Annotated in this window: 13 protein-coding genes and 2 rRNA genes; 6 read left to right on the top strand and 9 right to left on the bottom strand. The window is 65.5% G+C overall.

What is annotated here, in order from left to right:
- Positions 1-283: 283 nt before the first annotated feature.
- Genes ORV05_RS29370 through ORV05_RS29355 form a run of 4 tightly spaced genes read right to left on the bottom strand, consistent with a single transcriptional unit; the run spans position 284 to position 4,150 of the window.
- The gene (locus tag ORV05_RS29370; RefSeq protein ID WP_268755208.1) at positions 284-1,138 is read right to left on the bottom strand and encodes an aldehyde dehydrogenase family protein; all 855 of its coding nucleotides are present in this window, start codon (positions 1,136-1,138) and stop codon (positions 284-286) included.
- Positions 1,131-2,561 carry an aldehyde dehydrogenase family protein gene (locus ORV05_RS29365; RefSeq protein WP_268755207.1) on the bottom strand — a complete coding sequence of 477 codons (1,431 nt, stop codon included), beginning with the start codon at positions 2,559-2,561 and terminating at the stop codon, positions 1,131-1,133. Before ORV05_RS29365 ends, ORV05_RS29370 begins: the two co-directional genes overlap by 8 nt.
- The gene (gene deoC / locus ORV05_RS29360; protein ID WP_268755206.1) at positions 2,562-3,515 is read right to left on the bottom strand and encodes a deoxyribose-phosphate aldolase; all 954 of its coding nucleotides are present in this window, start codon (positions 3,513-3,515) and stop codon (positions 2,562-2,564) included.
- 41 nt (positions 3,516-3,556) lie between these two features.
- Positions 3,557-4,150 carry a DUF1707 SHOCT-like domain-containing protein gene (locus ORV05_RS29355; RefSeq protein WP_268759953.1) on the bottom strand — a complete coding sequence of 198 codons (594 nt, stop codon included), beginning with the start codon at positions 4,148-4,150 and terminating at the stop codon, positions 3,557-3,559.
- Between the two features lie 99 nt (positions 4,151-4,249).
- Here ORV05_RS29355 and upp point away from each other — a divergent pair, with 99 nt between their 5' ends.
- Positions 4,250-4,873, top strand: a complete 624-nt coding sequence (gene upp / locus ORV05_RS29350) for a uracil phosphoribosyltransferase (RefSeq protein WP_268755205.1) — start codon at positions 4,250-4,252, stop codon at positions 4,871-4,873.
- Position 4,874: 1 nt separating this feature from the next.
- On the opposite strand, the gene ORV05_RS29345 is transcribed toward upp, so the two are convergent.
- A complete protein-coding gene (locus ORV05_RS29345) occupies positions 4,875-5,468 on the bottom strand; it encodes a TetR/AcrR family transcriptional regulator (protein WP_268755204.1) in 594 nt (197 codons plus the stop codon).
- Positions 5,469-5,552: 84 nt separating this feature from the next.
- Between ORV05_RS29345 and ORV05_RS29340 the strand changes: the two genes are divergently transcribed.
- Positions 5,553-5,954 (top strand): MerR family transcriptional regulator, encoded by a 402-nt coding sequence (locus ORV05_RS29340; protein WP_268755203.1) that lies wholly within the window; start codon positions 5,553-5,555, stop codon positions 5,952-5,954.
- Entirely contained in the window at positions 5,951-6,931 is a 981-nt protein-coding gene (locus tag ORV05_RS29335; protein ID WP_268755202.1) for an aldo/keto reductase, read from the top strand. The genes ORV05_RS29340 and ORV05_RS29335 overlap by 4 nt, the downstream gene beginning before the upstream one ends.
- A 54-nt stretch (positions 6,932-6,985) precedes the next feature.
- Here the strand turns inward: ORV05_RS29335 and hisS are convergent, their stop codons facing one another.
- The 3 genes from hisS to ORV05_RS29320 are packed head-to-tail and all read right to left on the bottom strand — an operon-like array spanning position 6,986 to position 9,561.
- On the bottom strand, positions 6,986-8,275 hold the full coding sequence (hisS, locus tag ORV05_RS29330) for a histidine--tRNA ligase (protein ID WP_268759952.1): 1,290 nt from the start codon (positions 8,273-8,275) through the stop codon (positions 6,986-6,988).
- A gap of 46 nt (positions 8,276-8,321) precedes the next feature.
- Positions 8,322-8,720, bottom strand: a complete 399-nt coding sequence (locus ORV05_RS29325; protein ID WP_268755201.1) for a hypothetical protein — start codon at positions 8,718-8,720, stop codon at positions 8,322-8,324.
- A 34-nt stretch (positions 8,721-8,754) separates the two neighbouring features.
- Positions 8,755-9,561, bottom strand: coding sequence for a helix-turn-helix transcriptional regulator (locus ORV05_RS29320; protein WP_268759951.1), 807 nt, complete (start codon positions 9,559-9,561; stop codon positions 8,755-8,757).
- Positions 9,562-9,931: 370 nt separating this feature from the next.
- Between ORV05_RS29320 and ORV05_RS29315 the strand changes: the two genes are divergently transcribed.
- A complete protein-coding gene (locus tag ORV05_RS29315; RefSeq protein ID WP_268755200.1) occupies positions 9,932-10,090 on the top strand; it encodes a hypothetical protein in 159 nt (52 codons plus the stop codon).
- On the opposite strand, the gene ORV05_RS29310 is transcribed toward ORV05_RS29315, so the two are convergent.
- Positions 10,076-10,528: a flavodoxin family protein gene (locus tag ORV05_RS29310; protein WP_268755199.1), complete on the bottom strand. Its 453-nt coding sequence runs from the start codon at positions 10,526-10,528 to the stop codon at positions 10,076-10,078. The two genes, ORV05_RS29315 and ORV05_RS29310, sit on opposite strands and share 15 nt — an antisense overlap.
- Before the next feature lie 517 nt (positions 10,529-11,045).
- Between ORV05_RS29310 and ORV05_RS29305 the strand changes: the two genes are divergently transcribed.
- Both ORV05_RS29305 and ORV05_RS29300 read left to right on the top strand, forming a co-directional pair.
- A 16S ribosomal RNA gene (locus ORV05_RS29305) occupies positions 11,046-12,564 on the top strand.
- Between the two features lie 326 nt (positions 12,565-12,890).
- Positions 12,891-16,001: ribosomal RNA gene (locus tag ORV05_RS29300) — 23S ribosomal RNA — on the top strand.
- The 16S and 23S rRNA genes sit together here, the layout of an rRNA operon.
- Positions 16,002-16,051: the final 50 nt, after the last annotated feature.

Genomic DNA, 16,051 nt, shown 5'->3' with positions numbered 1-16,051 from the left:
GACGGCGCATCCTCGCGCCGCCATAGGGGACAGGTACGTCGATGTACGGGTCCTCGCGGCCGCGCCCCGCGTGGCGTCCATCGCGTAACAGGATGGTCGGGCCTTGCAAGCACGTCAAGAATTTGCAGAGAACTTGCAGAAAGTTGCGTCAAGCGGCGGAAAGCGCTCTCATCTCAGGCCCCGTGAAGACCCGTGAAGACCCGTAGAACCCGGGGGCCCTTCACGGTCGAATCGACTGTGAAGGGCCCCTTCACGGCACAGTTCAGGGCTGGGGGACCGCCGCCTAGGTTCCCATCGGGTGCCAGACGGTCTTCGCCTCCAGATAGTGGCGAAGGCGGGCGAGATCCGGGCGCTGCGTCCAGTCCGGCTCTTCGGCGGGCACCCGCAGCACCCGCTTGACCGTCCCGGCGGCTTCGCGCGCCAGGCCGGTGCGATCCTCGGCGCCGGTCGGGTCGAGCGCGTCGACGTCGCCGTGCGAAGCCAGCCAAGGGCCCAGCTCCGCCGCGCTCCCGGTGAGGATGTTCGCCACCCCGCCCGGAACGTCGGAGGTCGCCAGCACCTCGGACAGGGTGATCGCGGGCAGCGGCCGGCGTTCGCTGCTCACCACCACCGCCGTGCACCCGGCGGCCAGCACCGGGGCCAGCACGCTCACCAGCCCCAGCAGCGAAGAGCGTTGCGGGGCGAGGACGGCGACCACGCCCGACGGTTCCGGCACCGTGAACGAGAAGTACGGTCCGGCCACCGGGTTCGCCCCGCCGAGCACGCTCGCGATCTTGTCCGTCCAGCCGGCGTACCAGACCCACCGGTCGATCGCGAGATCCACCAGGGACTGGGCGCGCCGCACCCCCTCCGCGGCGCCGACCTCGGCGGCGAACTGGTCGCGACGGCCCTCCATCATCTCGGCGACCCGGTACAGCACCTGACCGCGGTTGTACGCGGTGGCCCCGGACCAGCCGCCGAAGGCCTTGCGGGCCGCGGCGACGGCGTCGCGGGCGTCCTTGCGTGAAGCGCGGGCCGCGTTCGCCAGGAAGCGGCCCTTGGCGTCCTGCACCGGATAGACCCGGCCCGATTCGGAGCGGGGGAACTTGCCGCCGAGGTAAAGCTTGTAGGTCTTGGCGACGGTGAGCCGATCAGACATCGAGGTAGGCCTCCAGACCGATGCGGCCGCCTTCGCGACCGAAACCGGATTCGCGGTAGCCGCCGAACGGCGCGGCCGGGTCGAAACGGTTGAACGTGTTGGCCCAGATCACGCCGGCGCGGAGCCGGTTCGCGATGGCCAGACTGCGGGAGCCCTTCTCCGTCCAGATCCCGGCGGACAGCCCGTAGGGCGTGTTGTTCGCCTTGGCCACGGCCTCGTCCGGGGTGCGGAAGGTCAGCACCGACAGCACCGGGCCGAAGATCTCCTCACGGGCGATCCGCATCGACTGGTGCACGCCGGAAAAAACCGTGGGGGCGAAGAAGAATCCCCTCTCCGGTATCGGACAGGGGCTCGTCCAGCGGTGCGCGCCCTCGGCCTCGCCGGAATCGGCGAGCTCACGGATCTTCGCGAGCTGGGTCGCGGAGTTGATCGCGCCGATGTCGGTGTTCTTGTCCAGCGGATCGCCGAGGCGCAGGGTGGACACCCGGTACCGCAGCTTGTCCAGCAGTTCGTCTGCAATGGACTCCTGCACGAGCAGCCGCGAACCCGCGCAGCAGACCTGGCCCTGGTTGAAGAAGATCCCGTTCACGATCCCTTCGACGGCCTGGTCGAGCGGCGCGTCGTCGAAGACGATGTTGGCCGCCTTGCCACCCAGTTCAAGGGTGAGCCGTTTGGGAGTACCGGCGAGTCGGCGCTGAATCTGCTTGCCCACGTCGGTGGAACCGGTGAACGCGATCTTGTCGATGCCATCGTGGTCCACTATGCGTGCGCCGACGTCCCCCGCGCCGGGCAGGATGTTCACCACCCCGGGCGGCAGTTCGGCCTGCTGGCAGATCTCGGCGAACACCAGCGCGGTCAGCGGGGTGGTCTCCGCGGGCTTGAGCACGACCGTGTTGCCGGTGGCGAGCGCGGGTGCGATCTTCCAGGCCAGCATGAGCAGCGGGAAGTTCCACGGGATGATCTGGCCCGCCACCCCCAGCGGCTTCGGGTCGGGGCCGTACCCCGCGTAGTCCAGCTTGTCCGCCCAGCCCGCGTGGTAGAAGAAGTGCGCGGCCACGGTGGGCAGGTCGGCGTCCCGTGATTCCCGGATGGGCTTGCCGTTGTCGAGCGTTTCCAGCACGGCCAGTTCGCGGGAGCGTTCCTGGATCAGCCGGGCGATCCGGAACAGGTATTTCGCCCGCTCGGTCCCCGGCATCGGGCCCCAGGTCTTCTCGAAGGCCTGCCGCGCGGCGACCACCGCCGCGTCCACATCGGACTGGGCGGCGGTGCCCACCTCGGCGAGCACCTCGCCGGTGGCCGGGTTGACGGTCTTGAGCGGTTCGCCTGCCCCGTCGGTGAACTCGCCGTTGACGAAGGGCCGGTAGGCCGGTTTGAGGTTCGCCAGCTCCGCCGATTCGGGGGCGGGCGCGTAGTCCCAGGTCATCTAGTCCACCGTCACGTAGTCGGGGCCACTGTAGTGACCGTCGAGTTGGGTACGCCGCTGGAGCAGCAGGTCGTTGAGCAGGCTGGACGCGCCGAAGCGGAACAGCGCCGGGGTGAGCCACTGCTCACCGGCCACCTCGTGCACGGCGACCAGATACCGGATCGCGTCCTTGGTGGTCCGGATCCCGCCTGCCGGTTTCACCCCGCGCAACTGACCCGTGGTGGTGAACCAGTCGCGGACCGCCTGCAGCATGACGTGCGTGACCGGCAGGGTCGCCGCGGGCGACACCTTGCCGGTGGAGGTCTTGATGAAATCGCCCCCGGCCAGCAGCGCGAGCCACGACGCGCGTCGCACGTTGTCGTAGGTGGCCAGCTCGCCGGTTTCGAGGATGACCTTGAGGTGGGTGTCCCCGCAGGCCGCCTTGACCGCCTGGATCTCCTCGAACACGGCGCCGTAGCGGCCTTCGAGGAAGGCGCCCCGGTCGATCACCATGTCCACCTCGGTCGCCCCGGCGTCCACGGCGAGGCGGACGTCGGCGAGCTTGACCTCGCGGCTGGAGCGGCCGGACGGGAAGGCGGTCGCGACGCTGGCGACCCCGATCCCCGTCCCTGCCAGCTGCTCGACGGCGGTGGCGACGAGGTCCGGGTACACGCAGACCGCCGCGACACGCGGCGTTTCCGGGCGTTCCGGATCGGGCCGCTTCGCCTTCGCCGCCAGCGCACGGACCTTGCCATGCGTGTCGGCGCCTTCGAGCGTGGTCAGGTCGACCATGGAGATCGCGGTGTCGATGGCCCAGAGCTTCGCGGCCTTTTTGATGCTGCGGGTGGCCAGCGAGGCGGCTCGGGCTTCGAGGCCGACCTGGTCGACCCCGGGCAGGCCGTGCAGGAACCGGCGCAGGGCAGCGTCGTCGCGGATAGCGTCGGCGAGCCCCGCCGGCAGAGTGGGTGCGCTCACCCGTCAGAGGCTAGCCGCGCCCGGCGGCGCATGTCCTCCAGCTACGGTTCGCGGCGTGGCTTGCGGGTCACGCTGACTCCGCCCCAGAACGCGAGCCCGTTGATCTTCACCACGGGAGCGCCCGGCGGTGGTGCAGTGGCGGCCGCCGCGGGGTCGTCCCGGCTTTCGAAGGCGCCCATGAACCCGATGCCGGTCACCTCGACGACGATGTCGTCCGGAACCACGATGTCGATTCCGCCCATGATCGCCACCGCGGTGATGGTCGAGTTCCGCTGCGCGAAGCGCGCGGAGCGCAGGTCGATCTCGACCCCGCCCCAGAACGCGAAGCTGTTGTGCTGGGCCGGTACCACCCAGTTGCCCTTGCGGCTGGCGCCGGACATGATCGCGATCGACGTCTGCGAGCCGGGCGTGCCGCCGATGCGTTGGTCCACCGCGTGCGAGGGCGCCGGTTGGACGGCCGTGCCCGCCCGGACGTCCGGCAGGTCCGCGACCGGCGGTTCGAGCTCGGCCAGCGTCTTCGCGGCGTAGACGGTGTCGAGCCGCTCTTCGAGTTCCTGCACGGTGATCCGGCCCTCGGCCAGTGCGGTGTGCAGGAGCTGGGCGACCCGTTCACGATCGGCGTTGGAGGCGCGCATCGGTGGCTGCTCGGTCACAGCGTGAGCCTAGCGGTCCGGCCGTCGCCGTGCGGGCGACTTGTCCTCGGCCGCCCCGATGAGCAGGTACGGTGATGCCCCATGGACGTGCTCGTCGTTGATCATCCTCTGGCGAAGGACCGGCTTTCGACCATGCGGGATGCCCGCACCGACAGCGCCGCGTTCCGTGCGGCGCTGCACGAACTGACCGTGATGCTGATTTACGAAGCCACGCGCGAGGCGCCGGTGCGGGTCGAGCGCATCCACACGCCGGTCGCGCGCACCGACGGGTACCGCCTGGCGAACCCGCCGCTGCTGGTGCCGGTGCTGCGGGCCGGACTCGGCATGGCGGACCAGGCGCACAAGCTGATTCCCGACGCGAGGATGGGCTTCGTCGGCCTGGCGCGGGACGAGGAGACGCTGGAACCGACGCCGTACCTGGAGTCGCTGCCGGAAAGCCTGGCCGACCAACCGGTGTTCGTGCTGGACCCGATGCTGGCCACGGGCGGTTCGATGGCCTACACCATCGGGCGGCTGACCGAGCGCGGCGCCACGGACGTCACCGCCATCTGTGCGCTGGCCGCGCCGGAAGGGCTCGAGCATCTGGAGAAGTCGGGGCTGCCGGTCCGGGTCGTCACCGCGAGCATCGACGAACGGCTCAACGATTCGGGGTTCATCGTGCCAGGACTCGGCGACGCGGGTGACCGCCAGTACGGCGCCCGCTGAGTCACCGGACCTGCCATCCGCGGGCGTGGGCGCGGAGTGCTGCCTCGTAGGAGGCCGCCACATCGAAGGCGGGGGGCAGGTTCCCGGTGAGTTCGAGGGAAACCAGGCCGTGGACGAGGCCCCACGCGCTGACCGCGATGGTCTCGGGCGCCACGTCCGCGAACTGGCCGGCCTCGATGGCCGTACGCACGGTGTCGAGCAGGGGCAGGAGCCCGTCCCGGGCCAGTGCGGCGGCTTCCGGGGCGGGTTCGAATCCCGGGACGGCCCGGGTGAACATGATCGAATACAGCTGGGGGGCGGCCAGCGCGCTCTCGCGGTAGGCGAGGCCGAGCCGGACGAAGTCCTCCACGGGATCGTCCGTTCGGGGGACGGCGCGCATCCGGTTTCCGAACCGGCGGAAACCCTCCGTGTACAGCGCGTTCACCAGGTCCTGCTTGCCGCCGAACAACGAGTACACGGCGGTGGTCGAGGTGCCCGCGTCCGCCGCGAGTTTGCGCAGGCTGAGCGCCTTGGGCCCGTCGGCGGACAGTAGTTCACCCGCCCGGTCGAGCAGGCGGAGTCGGAGCGCTTCGTCGTGGGTTCGGGGCCGTGCCATGAGCCGAGCGTATCGGAACACTGTTATCAAACGGGCCGGCTCGCATTTGACCTGGAGTGCACTCCAGGTCGTACTGTCGCAGACATGAGCTACTCGATAGCGGAAGCCGCACGCCGCAGCGGGCTGTCGATCGACACGCTCCGGTACTACGAGCGCATGAAACTGGTCGACCCACCGGCGCGGGACGCGGCGGGGCGTCGGGCCTACTCGGATGACGACCTCACGTGGCTGGGCTTCCTGACCAAGCTGCGCACCACCGGCATGCCGATCAAGATGATGCGGGAGTACGCCCAGCTCCGGCGGCACGGGGACGCCGGAGCGAGGCGCCTGAGGGGCATCCTGGTCGAGCAGCGGAACTCGGTGCGAGCCCGGATCGCGGAGCTCCAGTCCTGTTTGGACATTCTCGATTACAAGATCGACAACTACGACCGGATCTGCCGGGACCTGGAGGGGGCCGGGCGGACCGTGGAGGGGATATCAGCGTGATTCCGACCAGGAAACTCGGCGAACTGGAAGTCGGTGCGCAGGGCCTCGGCTGCATGGGCATGAGCCATGCCTACGGCGTGCGCGACAACGAGGAAGAGTCCATCGCCACCATCCACCGTGCCCTCGAACTCGGTGTGACCCTGATCGACACCGCGAACATCTACGGCGCGGGGGAGAACGAGAAGCTGGTCGGCCGGGCACTGGCCGGGCGGCGCGACCAGGTCGTGCTGGCCACGAAGTTCGGCATCGTGTGGACCGAGCAGGGCATGTCGGCTCGTGGCGACGCGGCCTACGTGAAGCAGAGCTGCGAGGAGTCGCTGCGCCGGCTCGGCGTGGACCACATCGACCTGTACTACCAGCACCGGGTGGACCCGGACACGCCGATCGAGGAGACCTGGGGCGCGCTGTCCGAGCTGGTCGCCGAGGGCAAGGTCCGCTACCTCGGCATCTCCGAGGCGTCCGCGGAGAGCATCCGGCGCGCCCACGCCGTGCACCCGGTGACCGCGTTGCAGAGCGAATGGAGCCTGTGGACCCGCGACATCGAGAACGAGGTGGTGCCGACCTGCCGTGAGCTGGGGATCGGGATCGTGCCGTTCTCCCCGCTGGGGCGTGGCTTCCTGACCGGCGCGATCACCTCGGTCGAACAGTTGCCCGCCGACGACATGCGCCGCGGTCTCCCGCGGTTCAACGAGGACAACCTGGGCCGGAACCTGGCGATCGTCGAGGCCCTGCGTGAACTCGCCGCCGAAAAGGGGGTGACGGCGGGGCAGCTCGCGCTGGCCTGGGTGCAGCACCGGAGTGCCGACGTGGTGCCGATCCCGGGGACGAAGCGGCGGGCCTACCTGGAGGAGAACGTCGCCGCGGCCACCCTCGAACTGAGCGAGGGCGACCTCGCCCGCATCGAGGCCGCCGCCCCGGCCGGCGCGATCGCCGGTGCCCGCTACCCCGAGCACCTCTCCCGGGCCGCAGGCCGCTGAGACTCCGGCTCGCGGGGCCGTGAGGGAGACCCCTCGCGGCCCCGCGCCCGAAGGTCAGCCGAGGAATTCGCGGACCGTGCCGGGAGCGTCGGCGAACGGGACCGTGCGCTGCTCACGGGTGGCCAGCGAACGGACGGTGACGTTCCCGGCGTCCCAGTCCTCCTGACCGACGATGACCACCGCGCGGGCCCCGGCCTTGTCCGCTCGCGTCAGTTCCTTGCCGAGCTTGCGCAGCTCGATCGGAGTGGAGGTGCGCAGGCCCGCTCCCCGCAGCTCGCGCGCCACGGTGCGGGCGGCGGCGGCCTGCTCGCCGGTCACCGGGATCACCACGACGTCGACCTCGCTGCGCGGCCGCGGGGCCAGGCCGTGGGTGTTCAGGAAGTCGATCAGGGTCACGTCGCCCATGCCGAACCCGATGCCCGGGATCTGCTGCGAGGTGAACATGCCGGCGAGGTCGCTGTAGCGGCCGCCGCCGAAGAGCGCGCGGCTGTTCTCCGGCGACGTGTCGTACACCTCGAACACCGTGGACGTGTAGTACGCCAGGCCCCGCACGATCATCGGGTCGAACCGCACCAGGCTCGCCGCGTCACCGGAGAGCACCTGGACCAGGTTCGAGCTCGCCTTGATCTCGGCGGGCAGCTCGTCGAGCAGCGCCGTTCCGGCGCCCAGCACCTCGCCCAGCTTCTCGAACTGCTTGTCCACCAGGCCGATCTCCTCGGCCTGGGCGGCCAGCGCGTCCTGCGGGTACTTCTCCCAGCGGTCGACCAGCGCGAACACCCCGGGCAGCTGCTCGGCGGTGACGCCGACCAGGTCGGTCAGCGCCGAGGACAGCAGGTTCCGGTCGTTGGCCCTGACCACGAACATGTCCTGGCTCGCGCCCACGCCCCGCATCAGGTCGTGGATCAGCTCGAACATTTCGATCTCGCAGTTCGGGCTGTCGGACCCGAAGATGTCGGCGTTGATCTGCCAGTGTTCGCGGACCCGGCCACGCTGGGGCTTCTCGTAGCGGTGGCAGTTCGGGTGGCTGTACCAGCGGACCGGGAACTGCAGCGAGCCCGCGTTGCCCGCGATCATGCGCGCCACCGACGGGGTCATCTCCGGGCGCAGGGCCAGGCGCCGTCCGCTGCGGTCCACCAGCGTGTACAGCTGCTGGTCGGCGATCTCCTGACCGGACTTCCGCTCGTAGATCTCGGCGGACTCCAGGATGGGCCCGTCGTAGCGCTGGTAGCCGTAGCGCTCGAGGACGTCGTAGAGATGGCCGAACACCTGCATCCGGACGGACATCTCCGGGGGCAGGAAGTCCCTGGTCCCCCGGTAGGGCGTGGTCGGCAGGTACTCGGGCACGACGATCCTCACGGTTGGAAACGGATGTGGTCCCCAGTTTATCGAGCTAGCCGACCGCGACACCGTAGGCGGTCATGAGCATGGCGACGGCCAGGAGCAGGCCGCCACCGGCCGTGACGCCGTGGGCGAGTCCGCGGCGGGGCAGCAGGTGGAGGAACAGGCCACCGGACTGGCCGAGCACCCCGAACAGGAGCAGGAAGCAGGTGATCCAGCGCGCCGTTGCGCCGAGCCCGCTGTGTCCGAGCAGTTGCAGTGTGAGCAGGGCGAGGACGAGCAGGACGCCGGCGTGGGCGTGGCCCGCGCGGAAGAAGCCGCGCTGCGTCTCGGTCAGCTTCCCCTTCCTCAGCAGGCCGAGCAGGGAGTATCCGCCGAACATGACGGTGGGGAGCGAGACCAGGGCGATCACGGTGAACAGTTGGACGGGTCCGGTTGCGGAAGTGGTCATAGCTGAACCGTAACACCGTTACGTAACACTGTCACTAAACCGGGCGGGGTGCGGCGACGGTGCCGCGGAACTCGTCCCGGTAGCCTCCCGGCGGCAGGCCGTACTGGCGTTTGAAGGCGTGGGTGAAGGCGTAGCGCGAGGTGTAGCCGACCCGCTGGGCGATCGTGCCGACCGGTGCGTTCCCGTCGCGCAGAAGGCGAGCGGCAGTGGTCATCCGCCACCAGGTCAGGTAGGTCAGGGGCGGCCGCCCGACCAGGGTCGTGAACCGGCGGGCGAAGGCGGCACGGGACAGGCTCGCCTGTGTTGCCAGTTCCTCGACCGTCCACGGTCGCGCCGGATCGGCGTGCATGGCCTTGAGCGCGGCCGCGATCGGCGGGTCGAACAGGGCTTCGCTCCAGCCCCCGTCCGGATCGCGGGATGAGCGCCGCGCGCTGAACCACGCGCGCAGGACGTACAACAGGAGCAGGTCGAGCAGGGTGGGAAGGACGGCGTCGGCGCCGGGGCGTGCCGGGTGCCGGAGCTCGGCGTCGAGAAGCCCGATCGCGCCGCGCAGCTCGTGGTGGCCCAGCTGTGCGGGGAGGTGGATGACCTCGGGGAGGTCGTTCAGCAGGGGGTGTTGGGCGGAACGGTCCAGCAGGTACGCGCCGCAGAGCATCACCGTTGCGGTTTCCCGTCCCGCAGGCGGCTCACCGGGTTCGTACCGGGTTTCGAGAAGCGAAATCGGTGATTCATCCACATGGGTGGACGGGCTGTCGGCCACACCTCCATCAGGGAGACCCAGATGAAGATCGCCGTCTACGGCGCGAACGTTGTGCGTGCGGCGATCGGGACCGGCTCGCACTACGTAGATACCGCGGGGGAGCAGCTTTACCTCAAGAACGTCTTCGACACGTTCGGGCCGGTGGCGGAAGCGGCAGGTGTCGCCGTCGTCCCCGCCGCCACCGACACCTGCCTGCCCGTCGACCTCCTCGCCCACTTGCTCGCTCCGGGCGGGCGGGCTCGTCTATCACGAGGGCAGTTGGCGCCAGGGCACTCCGGCGCGGCACACCGCGGTCACCCTTCCTGGAGACGCGGAGCCGAGCACGCGGTTTCCCCTTGCCGAGGTGGTCAACCATTCCGCGTCACGTAGCGGTCCGGCACCTGGAAGGGCTCGCGGAAAAGTCGCTCCGGGACCGGTTGAACAGCCCGTTGCCTCCTGAGGCAGTACCGCGGTGATCGCCGTCGAGAGCGCTCGCCGTCTGGTCGCCGAACCGGTCGCACCCGGCGTCCTCGCCCCGGCCCAGGCGTTCGACCCCGCAGCCTTCCTCGATCACCTCACGGCGCACGGGATCAGCTGGACCATCGGGGAGCGCGGCTCAGGGCAGCAGTGAGGCCGCGAGAGTTGCGCCCAGTTCCCAGCAGGCTTCCAGGTCCGCCTTGCCGGGCTCCCCGGTGACGGTGACCTCAGGGGCGCTCTTCGTCCAGCCGAGCCCGGTCGTGATCGACTCGATGCCCCGGACCGTGCCCGAGACGTCGCTGCCCCCGTGCACGTAGTAGCCGAACGGTCTGCCGCGGGTCGCGTCGAGGCACGGGTAGTAGATCTGGTCGAAGAAGTGTTTGAGGGCGCCCGACATGTAACCGAGGTTCGCGGTGGTCCCGAGCAGGTATCCGTCCGCCGCGAGCACATCGGAGGCGGTCGCGGCCAGCGCGGGCCGGCGGACGACGTCGACGCCTTCGATCTCGTCGGTGGTCGCCCCGGATACCACGGCCTCGAACATCGCCTGCAGGTTCGGCGACGGGGTGTGGTGCACGATCAGCAAGGTAGGCACGCCTGCGGAGCCTGCCGCGATCCGCGACGGCGGGCAACCGGGGTGATCCGCCCGGTCGGAAACGCGGCCCCTGGATTCTGTGCGCTCATTCGAACGGCCATCGCGGCCCTTGCGAACCGAGCGTCGTCGGGACGGGCGGATCCGCGGAGAGCGTGGAATCGGCAACTGGAGCCGCTAATGGGGCGTTGATCAGCGGTTTTGCGCTTAAAGGACCCCCTGTTCCAGGGGGGTTTTCGGCCCGTGTAATCTTCTCTTCGTCGCCAGGGAGACCGGGTCGGCGGGCCGAAAGCCCAAAGGAGCGGGGTACCAGGCTGCCGGGTTGGACACCCCCCGGTTGAATCGCAGGATTCGACTCGGGGTAGAGTCTGGCCTGGCAACAAGAGCAGAAGCAACTGCGGTTGCGTGTTGTTTGAGAACTCAACAGTGTGCTAATGAACTAAGCCAGTAGAGCTTTGTATATTTGAACCCTTTGGGTTCCTTTGAGATTGACTGTTTGAGTCGATCGGATTTTCTGACATTGTTGGAGAGTTTGATCCTGGCTCAGGACGAACGCTGGCGGCGTGCTTAACACATGCAAGTCGAACGCTGAAGCCACTTCGGTGGTGGATGAGTGGCGAACGGGTGAGTAACACGTGGGTAATCTGTCCTGCACTCTGGGATAAGCCCTGGAAACGGGGTCTAATACCGGATACGACTTCGCACCGCATGGTGTGGGGTGGAAAGTTCCGGCGGTGCAGGGTGAGCCCGCGGCCTATCAGCTTGTTGGTGGGGTGATGGCCTACCAAGGCGACGACGGGTAGCCGGCCTGAGAGGGTGACCGGCCACACTGGGACTGAGACACGGCCCAGACTCCTACGGGAGGCAGCAGTGGGGAATATTGCACAATGGGCGAAAGCCTGATGCAGCGACGCCGCGTGAGGGATGACGGCCTTCGGGTTGTAAACCTCTTTCGCCAGGGACGAAGCGCAAGTGACGGTACCTGGAGAAGAAGCACCGGCTAACTACGTGCCAGCAGCCGCGGTAATACGTAGGGTGCGAGCGTTGTCCGGAATTATTGGGCGTAAAGAGCTCGTAGGCGGTTTGTTGCGTCGGCCGTGAAAACTGGAGGCTTAACCTTCAGCTTGCGGTCGATACGGGCAGACTTGAGTTCGGTAGGGGAGACTGGAATTCCTGGTGTAGCGGTGAAATGCGCAGATATCAGGAGGAACACCGGTGGCGAAGGCGGGTCTCTGGGCCGATACTGACGCTGAGGAGCGAAAGCGTGGGGAGCGAACAGGATTAGATACCCTGGTAGTCCACGCTGTAAACGTTGGGCGCTAGGTGTGGGCGACATCCACGTTGTCCGTGCCGTAGCTAACGCATTAAGCGCCCCGCCTGGGGAGTACGGCCGCAAGGCTAAAACTCAAAGGAATTGACGGGGGCCCGCACAAGCGGCGGAGCATGTGGATTAATTCGATGCAACGCGAAGAACCTTACCTGGGCTTGACATGCATCAGACAGCCGTAGAGATACGGTTTCCCTTGTGGTTGGTGTACAGGTGGTGCATGGCTGTCGTCAGCTCGTGTCGTGAGATGTTGGGTTAAGTCCCGCAACGAGCGCAACCCTTGTCCTGTGTTGCCAGCGCGTAATGGCGGGGACTCGCGGGAGACTGCCGGGGTCAACTCGGAGGAAGGTGGGGATGACGTCAAGTCATCATGCCCCTTATGTCCAGGGCTTCACACATGCTACAATGGCTGGTACAGAGGGCTGCGATACCGCGAGGTGGAGCGAATCCCTTAAAGCCAGTCTCAGTTCGGATCGCAGTCTGCAACTCGACTGCGTGAAGTCGGAGTCGCTAGTAATCGCAGATCAGCAACGCTGCGGTGAATACGTTCCCGGGCCTTGTACACACCGCCCGTCACGTCATGAAAGTCGGTAACACCCGAAGCCCACGGCCCAACCCGTAAGGGAGGGAGTGGTCGAAGGTGGGACTGGCGATTGGGACGAAGTCGTAACAAGGTAGCCGTACCGGAAGGTGCGGCTGGATCACCTCCTTTCTAAGGAGCACAACACATCCATCCGATCCGCTTTTGGTGGTGAGTGGTGGAGTGGCCAGGCCTAGTGTCCGAATGTGGCACTGTCTGGGCGCTCAAGGAATTGTGGAACTACTGGTTTATGCCGGCGGCAGGGTTTGCTGTCCCGCGTGAGTACTGTTTCTGCCTGTTGGTGGGGGCGTGGAAAGTGTGTGGATGGGGTTCTGTTGTTTGGTGTTTGTTGGTGCACTGTTGGGTCCTGAGGCAACACGCCTGGGCCGGTTTTGCCGGTGGGTGGTTGTTTCTGGTGTGGTGTTTGAGAACTGTAGAGTGGATGCGAGCATCTTTGTGGTCAAGTTGTTATGGGCACATGGTGGATGTCTTGGCATCAGGAGCCGATGAAGGACGTGGGAGGCTGCGATAAGCCTCGGGGAGCTGCCAACCGAGCTGTGATCCGAGGGTGTCCGAATGGGGAAACCCAGCACCTGTTATGAGGTGTTACCTGCTGGTGAATATATAGCCGGTATGGAGGGAACGCGGGGAAGTGAAACATCTCAGTACCCGTAGGAAGAGAAAACAAGTGTGATTCCGTGAGTAGTGGCGAGCGAAAGCGGAGGAGGCTAAACCGTATGCATGTGATACCTGTCAGGGGTTGTGTGTGCGGGGTTGTGGGACCTGTCTTCCCAGATCTGACAGTCTGGGCGTGATGCTGCGCGGCTAGTGGAACAGCCTGGGATGGTTGACCGGAGTGGGTGAGAGTCCCGTACGCGAAAGTCGTGTTGGTGTTGTGTGATGGTGTTCCCGAGTAGCAGCGAGCTCGTGGAATTTGCTGTGAATCTGCCGGGACCACCCGGTAAGCCTAAATACTTCCTGGTGACCGATAGCGGACTAGTACCGTGAGGGAAAGATGAAAAGTACCCCGGGAGGGGAGTGAAAGAGTACCTGAAACCGTGTGCCTACAAGCCGTCAGAGCCTTTGGGTGATGGCGTGCCTTTTGAAGAATGAGCCTGCGAGTTAGTGCTGCGTGGCGAGGTTAACCCGTGTGGGGTAGCCGTAGCGAAAGCGAGTCTGAATAGGGCGTTTGAGTCGCGTGGTCTAGACCCGAAGCGGAGTGATCTACCCATGGCCAGGGTGAAGCGCCGGTAAGACGGTGTGGAGGCCCGAACCCACCAGGGTTGAAAACCTGGGGGATGAGTTGTGGGTAGGGGTGAAAGGCCAATCAAACTCCGTGATAGCTGGTTCTCCCCGAAATGCATTTAGGTGCAGCGTCGTGTGTTTCTCTCTGGGGGTAGAGCTACTGGATGGCCTAGGGGCCTTACCGGGTTACCGAAGTCAACCAAACTCCGAATACCAGAGAGTGAGAGCGCGGCAGTGAGACGGCGGGGGATAAGCTTCGTCGTCGAGAGGGAAACAGCCCAGAACACCGGCTAAGGCCCCGAAGTGTGTGCTCAGTGGGAAAGGATGTGGGATTGCCCAGACAACCAGGAGGTTGGCTTAGAAGCAGCCACCCTTGAAAGAGTGCGTAATAGCTCACTGGTCAAGTGGTCCTGCGCCGACAATGTAGCGGGGCTTAAGCACACCGCCGAAGCCGTGTCATTGACACAATAGATCCGCGCAGCTCTTTGTGGGTTGTGTGTAGTCGTGTTGATGGGTAGGGGAGCGTCCTGCATCCAGTGAAGCCGTGACGTAAGTTAGCGGTGGAGGGTGTGGGAGTGAGAATGCAGGCATGAGTAGCGAATGCAGAGTGAGAACCTCTGCCGCCGGATGACCAAGGGTTCCTGGGTCAAGTTAATCTGCCCAGGGTGAGTCGGGACCTAAGGCGAGGCCGACAGGCGTAGTCGATGGACAACGGGTTGATATTCCCGTACCCGCGTGTGTTCGCCCATAGCGAGGCGCCGGATACTAACCACCCGAGCTGGCTGCTGATCTTCGGATTGGTGGTTGGTGAGCGTGGGGCCTGATGGTGTAGTAGTTAAGCGATGGGGTGACGCAGGAAGGTAGCTCCGCCAGTGAGTGGTTGTACTGGTGTAAGCGTGTAGGCCGGAACGTAGGTAAATCCGTGTTCCATATGGGCTGAGACGTGATGCGTAGCCGTTGAGGTGAAGTAGAGTGATCCTATGCTGCCGAGAAAAGCCTCTAGCGAGAACATGTGTGGCCCGTACCCCAAACCGACACAGGTGGTCAGGTAGAGAATACTAAGGCGATCGGGTGAACTGTGGTTAAGGAACTCGGCAAAATGCCCCCGTAACTTCGGGAGAAGGGGGGCCAAAGCACTTGAAGCCCTTCGCGGGCTAGGGTGAGTTGGCCGCAGAGACCAGCGGAAAGCGACTGTTTACTAAAAACACAGGTCCATGCGAAGTCGTAAGACGATGTATATGGACTGACGCCTGCCCGGTGCTGGAACGTTAAGAGGACCGGTTAGCCTTTCGGGGCGAAGCTGAGAATTTAAGCGCCAGTAAACGGCGGTGGTAACTATAACCATCCTAAGGTAGCGAAATTCCTTGTCGGGTAAGTTCCGACCTGCACGAATGGCGTAACGACTTTCCGGCTGTCTCAACCACAGGCCCGGCGAAATTGCATTACGAGTAAAGATGCTCGTTACGCGCGGCAGGACGGAAAGACCCCGGGACCTTTACTATAGCTTGGTATTGGTTTTCGGTTCGGTTTGTGTAGGATAGGTGGGAGACTGTGAAGCGGGGACGCTAGTTCTCGTGGAGTCGTTGTTGAAATACCACTCTGATCGGATTGGGAATCTGAACCTCGGACCGTGATCCGGTTCAGGGACAGTGCCTGGTGGGTAGTTTAACTGGGGCGGTTGCCTCCTAAAGAGTAACGGAGGCGCCCAAAGGTTCCCTCAGCCTGGTTGGCAATCAGGTGTTGAGTGTAAGTGCACAAGGGAGCTTGACTGTGAGACTGACAGGTCGAGCAGGGACGAAAGTCGGGACTAGTGATCCGGCACCTCCTGGTGGAAGGGGTGTCGCTCAACGGATAAAAGGTACCCCGGGGATAACAGGCTGATCTTGCCCAAGAGTCCATATCGACGGCATGGTTTGGCACCTCGATGTCGGCTCGTCGCATCCTGGGGCCGGAGTAGGTCCCAAGGGTTGGGCTGTTCGCCCATTAAAGCGGCACGCGAGCTGGGTTTAGAACGTCGTGAGACAGTTCGGTCCCTATCCGCCGCGCGCGTAGGAGACTTGAGGAAGGCTGTCCCTAGTACGAGAGGACCGGGACGGACGAACCTCTGGTATGCCAGTTGTCACGCCAGTGGCATGGCTGGTTGGCTACGTTCGGAAGGGATAACCGCTGAAGGCATCTAAGCGGGAAGCCTGTTCCAAGATGAGGTCTCCCACCCCTTTGTGGGTTAAGGCCCCCTAGAGACGATGGGGTTGATAGGCCAGAAATGGACGCACAGTAATGTGTTTTCGAGTTGACTGGTACTAATAGGCCGAGGACTTGTCTACAAAGGTGCTACGCATCCACTCTATGGTTCTGAAACACCACGCGACCCTGT

This window comes from Amycolatopsis cynarae (assembly GCF_026802195.1).
GTDB lineage: Bacteria > Actinomycetota > Actinomycetes > Mycobacteriales > Pseudonocardiaceae > Amycolatopsis_E > Amycolatopsis_E rhizosphaerae.
This window is presented reverse-complemented; position numbering and strand designations above follow the sequence as displayed.